The following is a 19689-nucleotide window of genomic DNA, read 5'->3' on the forward strand; positions in this document are numbered from 1 at the left end:
CTCGAAAGGCTTTCGCTGCCTCTTTAGATTAGTATCGTATTAATGCCGTCAAGGTAGTAGAATTCTTATCCAATAACTTGTTAAATTCTCCAGCTGCATGATCGGCCTCAATGACTTTTGATATGAAGGGTTGAACATTAATGCGCCTTTCATGGACTAATCTGATGTATTCCCCTATATTCCTTCCTTCCGTCCAGCGAACATATTCATAAGGATAATCAATTGCCTCCTGTTCATAGACTGCATCATATCTCCCCGGTCCACCCGCTCTGGATATCAGCAGCTGTGCTTCTTTTGCAAACATTAAGCTTCTCGGGAAATCCGGTTCGATATCTCCTACAATGACCGCTTTCCCTTTAACACGTATCCATTTCAGGCATTCATGAGTAAGTGGAGAATGTTTTCCCCCCGTACATAATAGGACGGCATCAGCTCCCCGGCCATCTGTTTCAGCCTGTATCGCTTCTTCCATTTCCTCAGCTGATGGATATGCTTTGATATTTTCCTGCTGCAGCATTTCGACCCGGCTTTCCTGCAGATCATACGCAATGACATTATATGCTGCTGCATGTGCAATTTGAGCAATCAACTGACCAAGTACACCTAACCCGACGATTACGGCCGTCTCTCCAAATTGGAGTCCGGCGATTCTGAGTGCATGAATTGCAATCGCACCTAAACCGCCTAACGCTGCTTCTTTAGGATCGACTGTTTCCGGCACCAAGGCACAAAGGGTTTTCGGAACGAGCAGATACTCATCATGATGAACATAGGGCGCGCCATAGCAGGCTACCAAATCTCCTTTTTTCATACTGGTAATCTCTTCTCCACACTCGACTACTTCTCCGACTGCGCTATAGCCAAGGTGAACTTGTTTATCTTCACTATTAGATAGTATCGTCAGTTCGGTGCCGGGTGAAATGACGGAATATAATGTTTTAATCAGCACATAAGACGGTTTTGCCTCAATACTTGGCACTGCTTCATCAATAATTTCCACTTGCTTGTTGCGTGCTACGATCCTCTTCATCCGGGACAGCCTCCCCAATTATTCTCTCAGCCATTTAGATAGATTTGCTTTAACGAATTCGTCATCATGCAAATGCGGATAGCTGGCATATATACGATCCAGTTCTTCTGCCTGGCCTGGACTTAATACTTCTCGTTCAGACAAACACCAGTTTCCTTTCAATAACCCTTGCCTGGATAATATCTCGTTTATTCCTGCAATGCTTCCTTTAAATCTGTTCTTAGCATCAAAAATTGCTGCATTGGCTTCTGTTATCTGTTGTCCCAAGGTGAGCAGTTCCTTGGGTATCATGGACTCTGTCTGTGTTTTTTTTACTTGTTCATATATTTCAACTGCCTGTTTTGTCCAGACAGACCAATGTCCAAGCAAGCCGCCGACAATTTGCTTCTGAACCTTCTGCCCTTCTACATTAAATTCATAATTGGCTGTGAGATCATTTACGATATTATCATCATTTCCTGTATATAAAGCGATTTCCTTGTTGCGGGCAGAATGGCAAACCGCCCGGACTACATCAATTGAACAATACCGATCAAAAGGTGCAATTTTTATCGCAAAAACATTAGAAAGGGAGGCGAAGCGCTCCCAAAAATTAAATGAAAACACCCTTCCTCCTACAGCCGGCTGTAAATAAAAACCGAATAAGGGGATGATTTCCCCGACTCTTTCAGCCCGCTCCAGCAGTTCGTCCTCAGACAAATGATCCAGCCCGCCCATACTTAAGAGACCTAAATCATAGCCTATCGATTTACTGTACTTTGCTTCGTTAATCGCTTCTTCTGTCTCTCCGCAAATACCCGCCACCTTTATAAAATCATCGGGCACATTGGCCCGCTTTGTTTCTTCCAGGGCTATGGCAAGCACTTTTTCATAGAGGCCAAACCTTGAATCGCGAATTTCGAACTGAGTGGTATGGACCCCGACGGCTATTCCTCCCACTCCGGCATCAATATAATAGCGGGTTAAGGCCCTCTGGCTAACTTCATCCAGCTGTCTGTTTTCTGTTAAAGCAAGTGGATGAGCCGGAATCATTGTTCCTGAATAAAGCTTTCTTTTAACAGCTTCCTTCAGCATTAAAAAGCACCTTCTCTTTCTTGAAAATGAGTCGGTTTGTTGATGGTATGACCTCCTTTAACCACCCAGTCTGCAATCAGATCAATCATCTGCTGGACGGTTACCTTAGGATAGCCGAATAATTTATGAGCATTTGAAGCATTATTCAGTAAGGCAGTCGGACTTTCCGAGTGAATGAATGAAGGTTCCTTGCCCATCCGTTTACCAAACTCCTTTGCCAGCCATTTTATTGATAAAGTTTCCGGTCCGGTGGCATTTACTATTTTAGGAGGATGATTTGTATGCAATAACGAGCGTATGGCATATTCATTTGCATCCCCCTGCCAAATGACATTTACATTCCCCATGGTCAGATCGATTTGCTTTTCTTGATAAACCTGCTTTGCAATTTCAAGAAGCACACCATAGCGAAGATCAATGCTATAATTCAATCGAAAAATCACCATCGGAGTATCATACTTCTTTGAGAAATACGTAAGAATCCTTTCTCTGCCCAGACATGACTGTGCATACTCGCCTACCGGGTTTGGCGGGATATCCTCTGTACAATCATTGCTTGCAACGTTCGTGAATGGATACACATTACCTGTTGAGAAAGAAACAATGCGTGAGTCTTTGAATTTTTCAGCAACTCTTCCAGGGAGATAAGCGTTCATTGCCCATGTATAATGCTCATTGCCGACAGTTCCAAACTTGGTTCCCGCCATATAGATTATATTTTTGGCATATGGAAGGCTGCTGAGATCGTCTTCCTTTAAAAGGTCTGCCCTGATTGTCTCAATGCCCAAGCTCTCTAATTCTTCCTGTAAACCTTTTTCGGAAAATCTTGCAACCCCAATTACTTTTTTCTCAATACCAGATTGGTCTACTGCTCTTTTTGCCATCTTTGCCAGCGTTGGCCCCATCTTACCGCTAACACCCAAAATCATGATGTCTCCATCAACCTGCTCTATATCTTTGACTAACTGTTTACTTGGTTCAGTCATAAAATCCTCTAATTCTTCGATTGTTCGCATTTTTCCAATGCCTCCTATTTTTACAGATAATTTAGAATTATTTTAATTCTATAGAGGGCTTTAATAAAAGACAAGTCACTTAAAGGTCTTTTAATGAACGCTAGCCCTCTAAATAATTTGACAATTACAAAAATTAAACCTAATCTAGTATTATCATAATTAAAGACATTTCTTTATAAAGTCTTTTAATGGAGTGAAAAATATGAAAAACAGCCATTTTATTGATTACGGGACGGAAATTATCATTGGCATTGTAGGTCCCGATGCCTTAAAGAAGGAAATGTTAAAAGCATTGGAAGCTTTCCCGAATTTCAAGCCGGTCTTTCTCGAAGCAACATCTTCAACGATTGAACAAGGAATATTGTCTTCACTGATTTCGCAAGTGGAAGTCCTGCTTTTCACCGAGTTTCCATGCTACTCTAAAGCTAAGCAGCTTGTAAATTTTCCGATTCCGGCTCAATATGTACCGCTTATGGGAACAGGTCTTTACCGCTCTTTATTCCTAATTAAGACGCATAATGAATTTAATCACTTTTCTATTGATACCGTAGAAGAAAAATATATCCAAAGAATCCTCTTTGAATTAAAAGCAGACAAATATGAATGGAAATCTTATTTGCCTGATTATGATCAGCCTGATTCAATTGAATCAATTATTGCTTTTCACCAAGAAAACCATGAAAAATTCGACTCCATTGCAATTACCGGTATTCTTGAAGTTTCCCTGCAGCTCACTCTACTGAAAGTTCCCAACGAGTGGGTGACACCAACCTATCAAGATTTAATGGTTTCACTTGAAAGGGCATTGCTGGCAACGGAAGCAAGGAAAAATAAAGAATCTCAAATAGTGTTCGGTATCATCGACATTGATAAGTTTGATAAAGCTACAGAGAAATATACGACAGAACATGAGGTGCAATTATTTAAGCTGAAGTTCCAGCAAATCATGTTGAATTATACAAAACTCCTGGATGGACATTTAATCAATTCAGGAGGAGAGGAATTTTCATTCATCACAACGCGCGGTATCTTTGAGAGAGAAACACGCGGGTATAAATATATACCGCTGCTTAATTCAGTCAAGAGCCAGCTTGGAGTTACAATCAGCATAGGAGTCGGTTTTGGCCGTTCCGCAGCGGAAGCAGGCAATCATGCCAGGCTTGCACTGCGCCAATCAAAAGAATTGAATGGGAACGTCTGCTATATAGTCCGTGAAGATCAAAGTGTCATTGGCCCGGTTGATATAATCACAGACACTCAATATGAAAAATATGACCTTTCCATTACTGATGCCGAATTGCTTGAAAAAGCTGAAAAAGCCGGAATGTCAGCAGCATATATGACTAAACTGATGGCTCGTGTAGCACGGCACAAGAAATACGATTACACAGCACAGGAATTGGCCGATACGCTAAATATCACTATCCGAAGCGCTCACCGGATTCTGCTAAAATGGATGGATGCCAACCTGGTAGATATTGCTGGAGAAGAAAAAATCACTTATAAAGGAAGGCCAAGACGCATTTATTCCCTCAGCTTCATTATCGATGAGCATCAGAAAGAAAACTGGTAAAAGAGTTACAAAAGGAGGAAGCTGCATATTTATCGCTGCTGAATCCTTTTCCTACCCCAGATCCTTTTACAGAAAAATCTTCATTCCTGTCTCCCTGCTCTTATTCGCTGCTTCGATAAAACGGATAATTTCAAGGGTTTCTTCCAAAGGGACAGCTGTTTTTCCAGTAGAGAAGAAATGAATAATATGCTCCAAAAGACTTGCATAGAAAGGCTTTGCAGATGAATCAATCAAGATATATTCACTTCCTTGCTCATGGTGTATAACCGCTCCAAATGTGTAATTGCCCCTTCTATTTCCCCTAACCGTACCGATTCTTTCATTTTCCCATTGGGCCGCAATCAGATCATGATCTCTATTGCTTACAGCTGTAACATGATGCATACCTCTCCCTAAAATGGCATAAAGCATTTCAATGGCATGGATTCCGTACCAGAAGTACCCTGGCTGAGTCACAGCCATTTCCATGGGGCCAAAGCAGTCTGCCCCGGTGATTTTACTTTTTTCCAAAGCAGCCAGGGACTTCTGCAGCGCATCAGCAAAACGCAATGCAGAAGCACTCATAATTGGAGCCTGATTCTGCTCTGCTATCTCTATCATTCTGGCTGCATCCGCTGCACTTAAACAAAATGGCTTATCAATGAAAAGCGGCTTATGAAAAGGAGCAAGTCTTCTCACCTGCTCTAAATGAGCCCTTCCATCTACAGACTCAACCAATATGGCATCGCACTTTTCTGCCACCTCTTCAATAGTTTTAACTATCTCTACATCATAAGCTGCAACTTCCTTTGTAATCCCTTCTATACGAGATGAACTTAAGTCAAAGTCCGGTGATCCGACCGGGCTGGCTATGACCACTTTAGCCCCTCCAACATGAAATGGGTCCGTAGGGTCATTCAGCAGTCTTGTGAATATAGCAGCATGGGAAGTATCCAGTCCGATCATACCTATGTTAAGTGTGGCCATATAGTCTATTCCTCCAGGTTTGAAGACTTATTTTAACCCTGATAACTGGATGCCCTCTGTAAAATATTTCTGGAAGAAAAGGAATATCAGAAAGGTTGGAATAAAGGATATTGTAGCTCCTGCCATTTCAATCCCGAAATTTCCTTCTTTGTTTAAAGTTGAGGCGAGCCCTACTGTAATAGGGTACATTTTTTCATTTGTCATATAAATCAATGGCTGAAAAAGATCATTCCAGTTGCTTACAAAAGCAAAAGTCCCTACAGTTGCAATTGCCGGGAATGCCAATGGCATATAAACCTTGCGGAATACCTGAAGATCATTGGCCCCATCCATCCGGGCTGCCTCATCAAGTTCCATAGGAATTCCCTGCATAAATTGACGGACCAGAAAAACTCCCATGATCGCCCACAATTCCGGAACAATTAATGCTTGATATTCATTTATCCAGCCAAACTTAGAGAACATGATGAATTTCGGAATGATTAATAATTGGGATGGAATCATAATGACCGCCATGAACGTCCAGAATATAACTTCCCTTCCAATGAATTGCTTTCTGGCAAAAATATAACCCAGTATCCCGGCAAAGAACATTTGAGAAAAAACTGGTATTACCGTCACAATAATAGAGTTTATGATCCAGCGAAGAAAATTGTCATTCCTGAACAGGTAGGCAAAGTTGCTCCATGAAGGATCTGTCGGGATCCAAAACAAGGGATCCAAAGCAGCGAAAGTTGTTACTTTAAATGAACTCAAGACCATGATTAAAAAAGGAAGCAGGAAACAAAAAGCCAGAAAGAATGTCAATAAATACTTCAGTGTCTTTTTTCCCAAAACGGATTCATCCCCCTTACTGCCACACTGCTGTTAATAAATGCTTTGATCATTACCAAAATATTTCCTCTGAATAAGCGATATAATTAAGATGATGATAAATAGTACATAAGATAATACCGCCGCATAGCTGAAGTTCAAATTTGTAAAGCCGATCGAATATAGGTAATAAACGATTGTACTGGTTGAGAAATTCGGTCCCCCATTCGTTAACAAAAATGCAGAGTCAAAGATTTGGAAGGAACCAATCGTTGTAATGATCAGCACATAAAAATGGATTGGTTTCAACAATGGGAATGTAATCATCCAAAATGATTTCAGAGCAGAAGCTCCATCAATTTTTGCTGCTTCATACATATCTTTAGGTATTGACTGCAGCCCGGCAAAATAATAAATCATGGTGCTTCCAGATACTTTGAAAATGCTTAAACCAGCTAATACAATGAGAGCCTGTGAAGAATCAGAAAGAAATAATTGGGTATCTACACCAAAAAAACCAAGCAAATAATTAATAAAGCCGGAATCTGTCCCTGAAAAAAGCCATTCCCAAATGCCAGCCACAACAACGAATGAAGTGACGACCGGAAGGAAGAAAATACCTTTAAAAAATTTTGTGAACCTGACCCCGGATTTCAGAACGAGTGCAAGGATCAGTCCTAACGCCATTGTTGGCGCAATATAATAAAATGAAAATAAAACTGTATTCCATATGGATTTCCATGCTATTTTGTCCTGGAATAACTGCTTCCAATTTTGCAGCCCTACAAATTCAGAAGTACCGATTATACGGTAATTCAGGAAAGTCAAAATAAAGCTGTAAACAAACGGGAAAACCTGAAAGATAAGAAAATGGATGAGGATGGGTACGAGAATAATATAAACAAGAGCATTCTTCCTCCATTCATCCTTTATTCTTTTTACCAGAGGCTTCTTGGCTATGATTGGCATCTTGCTATCATTTGCTAAGATCTTTTCCAAGGAATCACCTAATTTCAATTTTTAATAGGCAGACAGCTGAGGTCATGAGAATAATTGCCCAATTCATGGAACTATGCTATTAAGCAATAGAGAGCTTTATCCGCAATGGAATAAAACCCTCTATGCTATGACTATAATTCTACGGCTTAGCCAGTTCTGCTTCGATCTGCTCAGCCGCTGCGTCTGCTGCTTCCTGAGGAGTCTTCTCTCCTGCCATCATTGATTGCACCTCTGCCTGGATAAATGGCATGATTGCCCGGCCTTTTGGGTGGATGACTCCCGGGAGCGCATATTGGGTATATCCGGATAACTGGTTCATATATTCGTTAGAATCAAAGATATCTTTTGCTTCTTCCTGAGTTGGGATGTACTGGGTTACAGTGTTGAATATCCGCTGATTATCTGCATTCGTGACAGCTTTTACAAATTCCGCTGCCGCATCAGGATTATCACTGTTAGATGGCACTGTGAACATTCCTGTAGTTCCGTAGGTTAATTGCTCTTCATTTTTTAAAGGAGGCGCAATAGCAAAATCGAATTTTCCCTCTTTTTGAAGCATGGTAATATCAATTCCGGATCCAAGAATCGCCAGTATTTTCCCGCCGAACCACAGTTCATTGTGGTTGCTTGCTGTTACTGAGTCTTCAGGAATATATTTATTCTTATACATATTGTTTACCATTTCGAAGGCTTTGACACTCTTATCGCTATTGATAAGTACTTTGTTATCTTCAGTCACAACATCTCCGCCAGCCTGCCAGATCCATGGATAGATCGTACCATTCATGGAACCTCCGCCAGCATAAGACAATGCATAGAAATCTTTTGCTTTTGCCTTAGCAGCCCAATCTTCAAACTCATCCCATGTTGCCGGAAGCTTGGATGGGTCTTCCCCAATCGCCTTAACAACATCCAGGTTATAGAAGAATGTATAAGCTTCTTGTAAAATTGGGAGCCCATATTTTTTATCCTTCCATGTTGTTGATACCAAGGAAGACTCAACAAATCCTTCTAGGTCACTATCTTCCAAATAAGGATCCAATTCTAACAGCATTCCTGCATCAGCATATTGCGGCATTTGGTCAGGAATGGCATAGAACACATCCGGTCCATTATTGGCTGCTAATGCTGTAAGGACTTTTTGGTCACGGTTAGACCAGGGGATCGTCTCAATATTCACTTTTACATCAGGAAAGTCTTTATTGTAATTTGCAACGATTTCTTTCCACATTTCTTCTTCTTTCTTGGCATCACCTGTATAAGGATGAACCCAGACAGTGATCTCTCCGCCTAATTTGCCGTCAGATTTTTCATCAGATGTTGTTCCAGTTTCATTATTGCACCCTGCCATTACCAGGCAGAATGTCATCAAAAGAGCCAAAAACCATATTTTTTTCTTTTTCATTTAAAAATACCCCCCGATTATTGGATTGAAAAGCTATCACCTTTTTCAACTTTAATCCAAATCTGTTTCTGATCCCTCCTTGAAATTGCTTTATGAGCCATGAAAGCGGTAACAATGAATCAAATAAACTTATTAAATCCATTTTATTTTTTTCTTAATATTGTGACAAGTCTATAAAAGGTCTTTAATTCTAAATTATCAAAAAACTTATTTGCCTGCTTGTTCCCTCTTATGTACTTATCTAAATTCAAGCCCCTGTTACCAAAACCGTGTTATAATACATACAATAAATTTCTACTTTATGTAAATTTTTCTCAATATTTGTAACTGAAAGGGAATGGGGGAAACTTCTTGGGTGGTTGGGAAAAGTTCAATCTCTTTTCAATTTGGATGCTAAAGGCAGCCTACTTAAATATCCTTTGGATCGGCTTTACTTTTTTAGGTTTGGGCCTATTTGGTTTGTTTCCATCCACTGGTGCCATGTTTGCCATTACACGTAAATGGCTGCAGAAAGAGCCGATGGAAAAGATTTTTTCTGCGTTTTGGAATACTTATAAAAAAGAATTTTTCACCCTTAATAAATTTGGCTTGTTTTTTATTGTAATTGGCTATATTTTAGTTTATGACTTTTTATTCTTACACTTAAATGGCATTAACCTGCAATTATTACTACCGCTAATTATCTGCGCGGCTCTTTCTTATACTATGACACTTCTCTACTTCTTCCCTGTTTACAATCAATTTGATTTAAAGTTTTTTCAGTATATCAAGCAATCATTCCTCATCGGGGCAACATGTATAGTTGAAACAGTACTTTTATTCGTTACAGTGATGGGGGTTATCGTAACAGTGAGGTTAATACCAGGCATCATTCCTTTATTTCCCGGAAGCGTACTGGCATTATTAATAACCTGGTGCAGCAATCGAGCCCTGCGGAAAATAGCAGCCCGCAAAAATATGATTAACAGTCCCTCATCTTAGGAGTGCCAAACGATTGGCACTCCTTTTATAAAAGAATTTTAAAAATCCGAGGATTTAAAGACCCATTATAGTCTTGAAAAATCACTTTTTTCTTTTAGACTTTAGTATAAATTCCACTGATTCGCCGAGTGCGGTTAAAGTTATACTCTATTCTTCTTCAGAGTATCGTGGATTCCCTGCCAAGGAGGTTAATAGATGGATTTCAGTAAGCTTTATTATTATAAGCCCCTCCCAAAACTGTCTGCCGAAGTAGTGAAAAGTGATGTTATTGTATATGGTGCAACTCCTTCCGGCATTACAGCAGCTATACAAGCAAAAAAGATGGGCGCCTCAGTGGTGATTGCTGAATTCGGACAGCATATTGGAGGGATTACTGCAAGTGGACTGGGTGCTTCTGATTGTGGGGCAAAGGAAGCGATTGGAGGATTATCAAGGGAGTTTTTCCGTGAGTTGGGGAATTACTACAACACTGATGAACAATGGACCTTCGAACCACAGGCAGCTAAATCTGTATTTGAAGATTGGATAAATAAATACAAAATTGAGGTATTTTACAACCAGCATTTAGAGGCAGTAAAAATTATAGGCAAAAGAATTACTGAAGCTATCATGGAGGACGGGACTGTATACAAAGGAAGTTATTTCATAGATGCCAGCTACGAAGGCGACCTGATGGCTAAATCTAATGTTTCTTACTTTGTAGGAAGAGAGTCAAACGCCACTTACAAAGAAACATATAATGGGATCCAATTCGGCCACCCGCATCATCAATTTGAAAAATGGGTCGATCCATATATCGTTGAAGGTGATCCATCTAGCGGTTTTCTTCAAGGAATCACAGAAAACAATCCTGACACTATAGGATATCAAGGACAAGGCGACCATCGGATACAGGCTTACAATTTCCGTATCTGCCTGACAAAAAACAGGAAAAACCTAATTCCATTTCCAAAACCGCCTTCATACAGCAGGGATCGTTTCAAGCTATTGCTGCGTTATATAAAGGCAGGGGTATGGGATGCCATGAATCTGCATACTATGCTCCCAAACGAAAAAACAGACTTGAATAACTATGGAGGATTCTCCACTGATAATATTGGCCGGAATTATGAATGGCCTGAAGGAAGCTATGATACCCGGGAAAAAATATTTCAGGATCATTTTGTATATAATCTTGGCATGCTGTACTTTTTGGCTAATGATGATGAGGTTCCTCAAGGCATAAAAGATGAAGTAAGGAAATGGGGACTGGCCCGTGACGAATTTACAGATACCGGTAACTGGCCACATCAGCTTTACATCCGGGAAGCAAGAAGAATGATATCAGACTATATAATGACTGACCATAATTGCCTGGGCGAAGCCTTGGTGACAGATTCAATCGGCCTTGCCTCCTATCAGATGGACTCGCACCATTGCAGACGAATGGTCATAGACGGCAGAGTTTACAATGAAGGTGATGTGGAAATTCCGATTTCCCCCTACCCAATCTCATATCGTTCAATCCTTCCGAAATCAAAGGAATGTACAAATTTACTTGTTCCTGTTTGTTTATCCAGTTCCCATATTGCCTATGGATCAATCAGGATGGAGCCAGTCTTCATGATACTCGGGCAATCTGCCGGCGCAGCTGCAGCTCTAGCTCTGCGAATGGGTTCAGCGGTTCAAGCAGTTCCATATGAACTCTTAAAAGAGGAGCTTGTCAAATATGGGCAGGTTCTTGAGTGGGATGAGACAATCGAGGATGACCCAGTCCAACGTATGGAATCGACATTTGGTAAAGAATAAAAGTTGACAAAGGCCACCATTTTTTATGGTGGCCTATTATGATTTTTATTAGCAATCCGCTGAAAGAGCCCCCAATTTTAGACGTTTTAAAGACAAGGCACTTTATATATCCTTATATTAATTCAGAATTTTCTAAACTCTATCTGTATTAACTTCTATTTAATATCCAAAAATTGGAGGTGAACACTTATAAAGCTTACTCTTGAGGATCAAGAGATTCTTTATCTTGTATCTATATAAAGATTATAGGAGGGTACTCCCCAATGAAGTATTTGAATAAAAATTTCTTGTGTATTTTGCTTACTATTCTATTATTTTTAACTTCTCTCTCCATTACTCCCCTTCCAATTTCTGCTGATGATGGAATAGGCAAGGAGCTCTTGGTTCCAAATGGTGATTTTGAAACCGCATCTTCCTCCACATCAGTGATTCCATCATGGGATTATTGGACTGGCGGATATCGTTCGGGTATGTCGGTATCAAAGGAAGTCGTAAATACAGGCAATCAAAGTCTGTCAGTGCAAAACACTGGAGTAGTTGGTTTGTTCAGCCAGGAAATATCAATAAAAGAAGGAAGTAAATATCAACTTTCTGCAAAGATTTATGTTGAAGAATTAAAAGGAAGGCCAGGAATTTGGCTTCGCTGGATAAATGAGCAAGGAAAGATTATGTCTGACACCCCGCAATATTTCGATATCAGCTCTTTTAACGAATGGAAAAGTGTTGATATTAAAGCGACAGCCCCAGCTGGTGCCAAAGCTTTAAAGATTTTTATCTATCAAGCCTCGACAGCTAAAATGAAAGGGTATTATGATGATATTAAACTATTCGAATTAGAATCAGACGTACTGGAATTTCCAATAAAATATGGAGAAACCATTAATCACGGTCCGGCTGCGCTTGCTGCAAAGTCACAAGGCGTAGCCATTGGTGAGGGTGAATTATATTACGCTACTAACGGCTCACCTTCAACCTTCTATGCTGCAAACGCTCTTACCGGCAAAAAGATATTCTCTCAAAGCCTGCCCGGGAATGATGTCATATGGGGGATGGTTATCGGTTCGGATGGCAATGTTTATTTTGCCGGTACTCAAAATGGCATCCTTTACAGATACTTGGTTAAAGAGCAGCGGATTGAACAACTGGGAAAAAACCCTTCTGACAATTGGGTCTGGCAGCTGGAAGCTTCGCACGATGGGGTCATCTATGGTGCAACATATCCAAATGCAAAGGTTTTTAAGTTTGATATAGCCAGTGGTGAATTCACTGACTTAGGTACGTTTTATGACGGGCAGCAATATGCAAGAGGGCTCGGAATAACTAATGAAAATCTATATGTTGGAACAGGCACCACTGCCTACCTTATGAAAATGAACTTGGAAACAGGAGAGAGAACTGAAATCACCACACCGATTACCGGCACCTCTACCCAAATATCAAATATATGGGAATATGGCAGCAATATTTTTGTTGCCTACGGAACATCTATGGTCACTATAGATAAAACAACTGGAGAAGTTAAAAAAACTATGGGCTGGCAGGATGAAAATGCATTTGACGGTTTAATATCCCCTCCCTCTCCATATAACGAAAATTTAATTTATTATATTAACAAAAACACACAGCAGTTATGGACATATGATATGAGAACGCATGAAACATCAAAAGTGGAACCTGCCATACAGCTGCCAGCTTCTCCTGCTAAAGCAATCCGCTGGATTAAGGATGAGAACGGCAAAGACGTGCTGGCAATTCTTCATCACCAGATTGAATATTCCCTCTTTGATCCTGCAGAGAAAACGCTTGAAGTAAAATATCCTGAAGTGGATATGCAAGGCTTGCTGATGCAAAGCCTGGAAATTGGGGAGGACCAGAGGATATACATGGGTGGCTATCAAGGTTCCTTTGGCATTTTTGATACATCTATAGATAAATTCACGCTACATGAACGTGACCCTCACCAAATTGAAGGAATAGGCTTTCTGAATGGCGATGTCTATTTGGGAACGTATGGCGGTGCCAGAATCTTTAAATTTGACCCTGACTTGCCATTTAAATATTCTAATGGCAGTAATGGGGATAATCCGGAAATGGTTTATGATATGGGTGATGACCAAAGCAGGCCTTTTACTTTTACATCAGGGGATAATAAGCTATTCACAGGAACAATACCTGATTACGGAAAGTTAGGCGGTGCCTTTACTATTTATGATTCTGTCAATCAAGAATGGAAAACAATCCGTAACATTATTAAAAATCAAGCTATTATTGGCTTAGCCTACCAAAATGGGGTCGTGTTTGGCGGATCAACAATATCAGGCGGGTTGGGGATAGAGCCTACTGAGACGACCGCCAAAATGTTCCAATATGATGTGAAAACAGAAAAGCATGAAGTCTTTGAACTTAATGTAGAGGGGCTGGCAAAGCCGGAAATGATTGGCGAGCTATCTATTGGCCCTGACGGGAAAGTCTGGGGAATCGCTTGGGGATTAGATGAAAAAGGTCAATATAACTCTGTTGTATTTGCAATGGACCCCAAAAGCAGAGAAGTTATAAAAAGCACACAACTTTATAAGGGTGAAAACCGTGGAAGCCAATGGCGGCCATTTTTCCTTCGCTGGGATAATAATGGGTATCTTTACACAACAGCTGGCCGCAAGTTAACGGTCATAGACCCTGATACTATGAAAAGCAAACAATTGGTTACAGGAACTGTCCAACTAATGGATGTAGACAATGAAGGAAATATATACTATACGGCAGACCATAATTTATATCAATTGCCTGTTAAATTAGAAAAAGGTGCCTTATCCGCAGAAAATAACGTGATTATTCAAGGAAGTCAGCAGCAGCTGGAGCTATCCGTCACCCTCTCAAATGGAAATGAAATCAATCTCGCCGGTGCGGAGATTAAGTGGTTTACATCCAATCCAGTGGCTGCAACCATTAAAGAAGGAATGGTGCATGCAGCCAATGCAGGAACAGTAGAGATATTTGCAGAGGTCTCCTATAATGGCGAAAAAGTGATCACTAATAAAATTACTATCACAATTCAAGCAACTGCCGAGAGCTTATTCAGTCAAATACTTGGATTAGAAGAAGAAGGTGTTCTTCCACACCCCCTTTCTAAGCAGCTGACAAACTCGTTAAAACAAGCTGACCATCATTACAGGAAAGGAAACTTAAAGCAAGCTATAAAGCATCTTGAAGAATATCGAAAACATCTGAACAAAAGCAGTATAGATGAAGCTGTTAAAAAGATCCTGCACACTAATGCAGATTCTATAGAGCATTCTTTTAAAGGTTAACAAAAAACAGGCGGCCATAAAGCCGGAATGAATCTGACTTTATGGCCGCCCTACAATTTTGAGATCCGGATCCTTCTTTTTTAACCACTATAAACAGCCTCACAAGTCCCTGCCTTCGGTTCATAATAACAATGATTCTTGAACTGGCCGGCAAATGGCTGATCATACCAGGTAGGAGGACAAGGGGCGTAAGGATTAAAATACCAGAGAGCATATTTCCCCGGATGCTGTCTCCAATAATCAAGATTCTGTCTGGCTAATCTTCTCTCCGCTTCTCTTGCCCTTTGATAAAACACATTCCCCTTTTGGACAGCTTCAAAAGAAAAATTCCCGCCCTGCACCTGAAAAATGACATCCCGAACAGATCTCAAATCCTTAAAGTCCAAACAATTGGCTAAAAGACGGTTCACAATTACATTTCCTACATACAGCATCCCCTGCTTGCCTTCCCCTTCTGCCTCTGCCCGCATCATCCTGGCCATCAGGTCCACGTCAGCACTTCGGTAATTCACTCGTGGCATATTTCTCACCTCCATGACAGTGTATGATGGGATGGCCTGTTTGAATGTTAGTGTTTGTGGAATGGGGATGTCCTTTTTATAATCAGTACGAAAAAAGCGAACAGCCGCCAAGAGCTGTCCGCTAAATATTTTATCCCCAAATCTCCTTAGAAATATCTACAATATACTTCAGCTTCGCCCACTGCTCTTCCTCTGTCAGGATATTGCCGTGATGGGTAGAAGCGAATCCGCATTGCGGGCTGATGCATAATTGCTCCAGCGGCAGATATTTTGTGGCTTCTTCAACGCGCGCTTTGATATTTTCTTTGTCTTCCAGAGTGCCATGCTTGGACGTGAATACACCCAGCACCACCAACGGGCCGCCAGTTGGAACAAACTCCAGAGGACCGAAATCGCCGGAACGGTCATCATCATATTCCAGGAAAAATCCGTTTACCTTTTCCTTGGCAAATAATACAGGCGCAATCTTGGCATAGCTGCCTTCGAATGCCCACTTCGAGCGGTAGTTCCCGCGGCAAAGGTGAGTGGTTACAGTCAGATCCTCCGGTTTATCCTCGAGCACACCGTTCACAACTCTTAATGCCAGGCTGATCAATTCCTCACGTGAATAGCCGCTGTCATTGAAAGGAATCTCCGGCGCATTCAGGCCGGTGATGTATACATCATCAAATTGAAGGTAGCGGCAGCCTGCATCATAGAATGCTTGGATGCTATCCTTGTAAGTCTGGATAATATCGTTCGCATATTCTTCAACATCCGGATAAATGTCAAGGTTGCGGATGCCTGCGTTAAACAGCTGGTTCGGGCTCGGGATGGTCTGCTTTGCAACCGCACGGTCACCGACAATTTCTTTAAATTCGATAAAGTCTTTAACATGCGGGTGATCTTGATTGAATGAAATTTTTCCTGTGACCCGGACATCGTATCTTTCCGTTTCTTCCCCTTTGAAGGCAAAGCCATGATCCGGCACATAGCCCTCTACCCCATTCAAATGCTCAAGGAAATCGGTATGCCAGAACCTGCGGCGGAATTCCCCGTCTGTGACAGCCTGAAGGCCGACCTCGATTTGCTTGTCCACAATCTTTTTAATTTCTTCTGTTTCAATCGCATGAAGCTCCTGGGCTGTAATCGTGCCTTCCTGGAATTCCTTCCTGCTCTTATGGATCCTCTCGGGACGCAATAAGCTTCCTACATGATCTGCTCTGAATGGTGCTTTAACAAGTGTTTTAGTCATAGTGAACTCCCTCTCCCCAAAATTCGAAGGCTCTTATCTTTTAAAAAAATGCTGCCCTGGAAGTTGGCTTGTTTTAATTAAAGTAAGTGTAGCACAGGGAAATTCTTATAACGTAACACAATGTCGCTATGCCTTGTTATAGCTTAAAGCTATAACCCGCCAAGCTCTTCTTTTATGCTTTCTTTTAGGTATTGGATATAGATATTTGCAAGCGGGCTGTTTGTCACGTTTTTATGCGTTATATAACCAACATTAATCTTCTCATCCACTTTTAATGGAACGGCAATAATATCCTTGCTGTTTAATTTATGGCTGATGACACCTGTTGAAATAGTATAGCCATCCAAACCAATCAGCAGGTTAAACAAAGTAGCGCGATCCGTCACCCGGATATTCTTCGGCCTTGAAAGGGTGCTGAGTATCTCCTCGGAAAAGTAGAAGGAATTATAGTCTCCCTGCTCATAAGAAAGATATGGATACGGATCCAAATCAGGTAAAGTGACATAATTCTTTTCAGCAAGCGGATTTGTGGAGCTGATAAATATATGGGGATCTGCTTCAAACAGCTCATGAAACTCCAGGCTTCCTTCCCTCAAGAACTTATAAATCACATTTCTATTAAATTCATTCACATACAAAATGCCGATCTCACTGCGCAGATTTTTCACATCATCAATGATTTCATAGGTCTTCGTTTCCCGCAGACTGAATTCATATTCCTCCGGATCATATTCTTTTAACAGGCGGACAAACGCACTGACCGCAAAGGCATAGTGCTGGGCAGAAACAGAAAAATGCTGCTGCGGAGAACGCGCATTCGTATACCGATTCTCCAGAAGCTCCGCCTGCTCAACCACCTGCCTGGCATAGCCAAGAAATTCCGACCCTTCAGGAGTGATCAAAATCCCTTTATTGGAACGCGAAAAAATCGTGATACCTACTTCTTCCTCCAGCTCTTTCAGTGCATTCGAAAGACTGGGCTGGCTGATAAAAAGCCTTTGTGCCGCTTTATTGATCGAGCGGCTTCTGGCTACTTCGATTACGTATTTTAGCTGTTGTAGTGTCATGGTTACTTCCTTTACAAAGAGTTTTTCTGCTTTAAAGATATATTATATGTGGTGCACAATCCTCCATTATGTCCAGCTGGTGTTTCAGAAGATTATAAGGCATTCTACAGCAATAATCCATTGAATCCTTCTTGCGAATAAATACTTCTTACACTGGCCTTGAAGCAAAAAAAAAGAATCCAGCCCTGTCAGCCAGATTCTTATGTATTCTATGCTTCTACCTTATTAAAAAACTGCGGCAGATGTTCTTTGTGGGCTTCAAGCATTTCGTCGACAATCTGCTTTGCAAGCTTGTCAGATGCCACTAAAGGATTGATTGTCAGTGCCAGGACAGCTTTGTCATAATCACCAGTAACAGCAGCCTCTGCAGCGATTCGTTCAAAAGATTTAATCTGCTGGACCAATCCGCGGACCGGCACAGGGAGGTCGCCCATGACAATAGGTCTAGGGCCGTCCTTAGTAATAATGCAGCTTACCTCGACTGCTGAATCATCAGGAATGCTCGCTATTACTCCATTATTCAATGTATTGACAGGCTGGATATCACGTTTGTCATTGAACATAGAAGAAATCAAACGGACAGCTGCATCAGAATAGTATGCTCCTCCCCGTTTCTCAAGCTGCGGCGGCTTAATGTCCAGATTGGGATCCTTGTAAAGTTCAAAAAGGTCATTTTCAAGTTTTTGAACCACTTCTGCACGGGTGCCTTCCATCTCTGAATTTTTCAGGTCCTTCTCAACCATTTCCCTCGTTTTGTAATAATACAAATGATATGGACATGGAAGAACATTTAAGGCTTTAAGAAAAGATGGTTCCCATCCTAGTCCCTGTACATTTTTTACAAAACTGCTGTTCTGCGGATCTGTGAGAAGGTTTATCACTTTTTCTTTCACACTCTCCCCATCCAGGTACACATCAAGACCATATACCATGTGATTCAGTCCCGCAAAATCGATCCGGATCCGGGAATGTTCCACATCAAGCAATTTAGCAATTCCCATTTCCATTCCTATAGGTACATTGCATAGGCCTACTACCTTTTTTATATTAGAATAGCGGAGCACTGCTTCAGTTACCATTCCTGCAGGATTTGTAAAGTTAATCAGCCAGGCATCAGGGCACAGCTCTTCCATATCTCTGCAAATATCTAAAATAACCGGTATTGTCCGCAATCCCTTAAACAATCCTCCAGGACCGTTTGTCTCTTGCCCCAGCACTCCATATTTTAAAGGGATTCTTTCATCCTTTGCCCGTGCATCCAACAAACCTACACGAAATTGTGTTGTTACAAAATCTGCTTCCTTCAAAGCTTCTTTACGATCAAGCGTCAAATGAACTTCAATAGGGAGCCCTGCCTTTTGAACCATTCGTTTAGCGAGATTTCCTACAATCTCAAGCTTCTCTTTCCCGGCTTCTACGTCAACCAGCCAGAGCTCACTTACCGGCAATTCATTATACCTCTTAATAAAACCTTCAACTAACTCAGGGGTATAACTTGATCCCCCGCCAATGGTAGCGATTTTTAAACCTTTTTTCATGCATTCACACCTCCGGATAAGTTTACGTGCTCATACAAGTCTACAAATTCGCCTGCCATGTCTTTTATTGTAATAGCATTCATAAGATGGTCCTGAGCATGCACCATTAACAAAGTAATCTCTGTACTTTCTCCTCTCACTTCTCTTTGGATCAAAGATGTTTGGATTAGATGCGCGCTATTTAACTCATTAGCAGCTTCCTCTATTTTTTTTCTTGCACCAGCAATGTCCCCGCTCTTGGCAGCAGCAATTGCTTCCATAGCAGAGCTTTTGCCATTGCCGCCATGAAGGATGATCTGAAAGATTGTCTCTTCGATGCTAGCCATAAAGAAAACATCACTTCCTTCTAAGATTTTTATAAAAAAGAGTCATACTA

At 41.1% G+C, this 19689-nt stretch carries 16 protein-coding genes; 4 read left to right on the plus strand and 12 right to left on the minus strand.

The window, feature by feature from the left end:
• Positions 1–28: 28 nt before the first annotated feature.
• Genes LCM00_RS20065 through LCM00_RS20075 form a run of 3 tightly spaced genes read right to left on the minus strand, consistent with a single transcriptional unit; the run spans position 29 to position 3120 of the window.
• Complete coding sequence (locus LCM00_RS20065; RefSeq protein ID WP_224905359.1) at positions 29–1030, minus strand: zinc-dependent alcohol dehydrogenase; 1002 nt, start codon at positions 1028–1030, stop codon at positions 29–31.
• An 18-nt stretch (positions 1031–1048) separates the two neighbouring features.
• A complete protein-coding gene (locus tag LCM00_RS20070; RefSeq protein ID WP_224905360.1) occupies positions 1049–2104 on the minus strand; it encodes a dihydrodipicolinate synthase family protein in 1056 nt (351 codons plus the stop codon).
• Positions 2104–3120 (minus strand): NAD-dependent epimerase/dehydratase family protein, encoded by a 1017-nt coding sequence (locus tag LCM00_RS20075; RefSeq protein ID WP_224905362.1) that lies wholly within the window; start codon positions 3118–3120, stop codon positions 2104–2106. Before LCM00_RS20075 ends, LCM00_RS20070 begins: the two co-directional genes overlap by 1 nt.
• A 202-nt stretch (positions 3121–3322) precedes the next feature.
• Between LCM00_RS20075 and LCM00_RS20080 the strand changes: the two genes are divergently transcribed.
• Positions 3323–4693, plus strand: coding sequence for a hypothetical protein (locus LCM00_RS20080; RefSeq protein WP_224905364.1), 1371 nt, complete (start codon positions 3323–3325; stop codon positions 4691–4693).
• Positions 4694–4759: 66 nt separating this feature from the next.
• On the opposite strand, the gene LCM00_RS20085 is transcribed toward LCM00_RS20080, so the two are convergent.
• From LCM00_RS20085 to LCM00_RS20100, 4 genes are all read right to left on the minus strand, one after another.
• Positions 4760–5659: a Gfo/Idh/MocA family protein gene (locus tag LCM00_RS20085; protein ID WP_224905366.1), complete on the minus strand. Its 900-nt coding sequence runs from the start codon at positions 5657–5659 to the stop codon at positions 4760–4762.
• A 27-nt stretch (positions 5660–5686) separates the two neighbouring features.
• Positions 5687–6493, minus strand: a complete 807-nt coding sequence (locus LCM00_RS20090) for a carbohydrate ABC transporter permease (RefSeq protein WP_224905368.1) — start codon at positions 6491–6493, stop codon at positions 5687–5689.
• 33 nt (positions 6494–6526) lie between these two features.
• Positions 6527–7441, minus strand: coding sequence for a carbohydrate ABC transporter permease (locus LCM00_RS20095; protein WP_224905370.1), 915 nt, complete (start codon positions 7439–7441; stop codon positions 6527–6529).
• A 169-nt stretch (positions 7442–7610) separates the two neighbouring features.
• On the minus strand, positions 7611–8876 hold the full coding sequence (locus tag LCM00_RS20100; RefSeq protein ID WP_224905372.1) for a sugar ABC transporter substrate-binding protein: 1266 nt from the start codon (positions 8874–8876) through the stop codon (positions 7611–7613).
• A 351-nt stretch (positions 8877–9227) separates the two neighbouring features.
• Between LCM00_RS20100 and LCM00_RS20105 the strand changes: the two genes are divergently transcribed.
• The 3 genes from LCM00_RS20105 to LCM00_RS20115 all read left to right on the plus strand — a co-directional run bounded on the left by LCM00_RS20105 (position 9228) and on the right by LCM00_RS20115 (position 14953).
• Positions 9228–9857, plus strand: coding sequence for a YesL family protein (locus tag LCM00_RS20105; protein ID WP_224905374.1), 630 nt, complete (start codon positions 9228–9230; stop codon positions 9855–9857).
• A 195-nt stretch (positions 9858–10052) separates the two neighbouring features.
• Positions 10053–11645, plus strand: coding sequence for an FAD-dependent oxidoreductase (locus LCM00_RS20110; RefSeq protein WP_224905376.1), 1593 nt, complete (start codon positions 10053–10055; stop codon positions 11643–11645).
• 263 nt (positions 11646–11908) lie between these two features.
• Positions 11909–14953, plus strand: a complete 3045-nt coding sequence (locus tag LCM00_RS20115) for an FIMAH domain-containing protein (RefSeq protein ID WP_224905378.1) — start codon at positions 11909–11911, stop codon at positions 14951–14953.
• Between the two features lie 80 nt (positions 14954–15033).
• Here the strand turns inward: LCM00_RS20115 and LCM00_RS20120 are convergent, their stop codons facing one another.
• From LCM00_RS20120 to LCM00_RS20140, 5 genes are all read right to left on the minus strand, one after another.
• Positions 15034–15474: a cell wall hydrolase gene (locus LCM00_RS20120; protein WP_224905380.1), complete on the minus strand. Its 441-nt coding sequence runs from the start codon at positions 15472–15474 to the stop codon at positions 15034–15036.
• Between the two features lie 130 nt (positions 15475–15604).
• On the minus strand, positions 15605–16708 hold the full coding sequence (locus tag LCM00_RS20125; RefSeq protein ID WP_224905382.1) for a 5-methyltetrahydropteroyltriglutamate--homocysteine S-methyltransferase: 1104 nt from the start codon (positions 16706–16708) through the stop codon (positions 15605–15607).
• Between the two features lie 149 nt (positions 16709–16857).
• Positions 16858–17775, minus strand: coding sequence for a LysR family transcriptional regulator (locus LCM00_RS20130; RefSeq protein WP_224905384.1), 918 nt, complete (start codon positions 17773–17775; stop codon positions 16858–16860).
• Between the two features lie 209 nt (positions 17776–17984).
• The gene (locus LCM00_RS20135; protein ID WP_224905386.1) at positions 17985–19313 is read right to left on the minus strand and encodes a 6-phospho-beta-glucosidase; all 1329 of its coding nucleotides are present in this window, start codon (positions 19311–19313) and stop codon (positions 17985–17987) included.
• The gene (locus LCM00_RS20140) at positions 19310–19639 is read right to left on the minus strand and encodes a PTS lactose/cellobiose transporter subunit IIA (protein ID WP_148975580.1); all 330 of its coding nucleotides are present in this window, start codon (positions 19637–19639) and stop codon (positions 19310–19312) included. The genes LCM00_RS20135 and LCM00_RS20140 overlap by 4 nt, the downstream gene beginning before the upstream one ends.
• Positions 19640–19689: the final 50 nt, after the last annotated feature.

The organism is Bacillus infantis, from assembly GCF_020171945.1.
Classification (GTDB): domain Bacteria; phylum Bacillota; class Bacilli; order Bacillales; family Cytobacillaceae; genus Bacillus_AB; species Bacillus_AB infantis_A.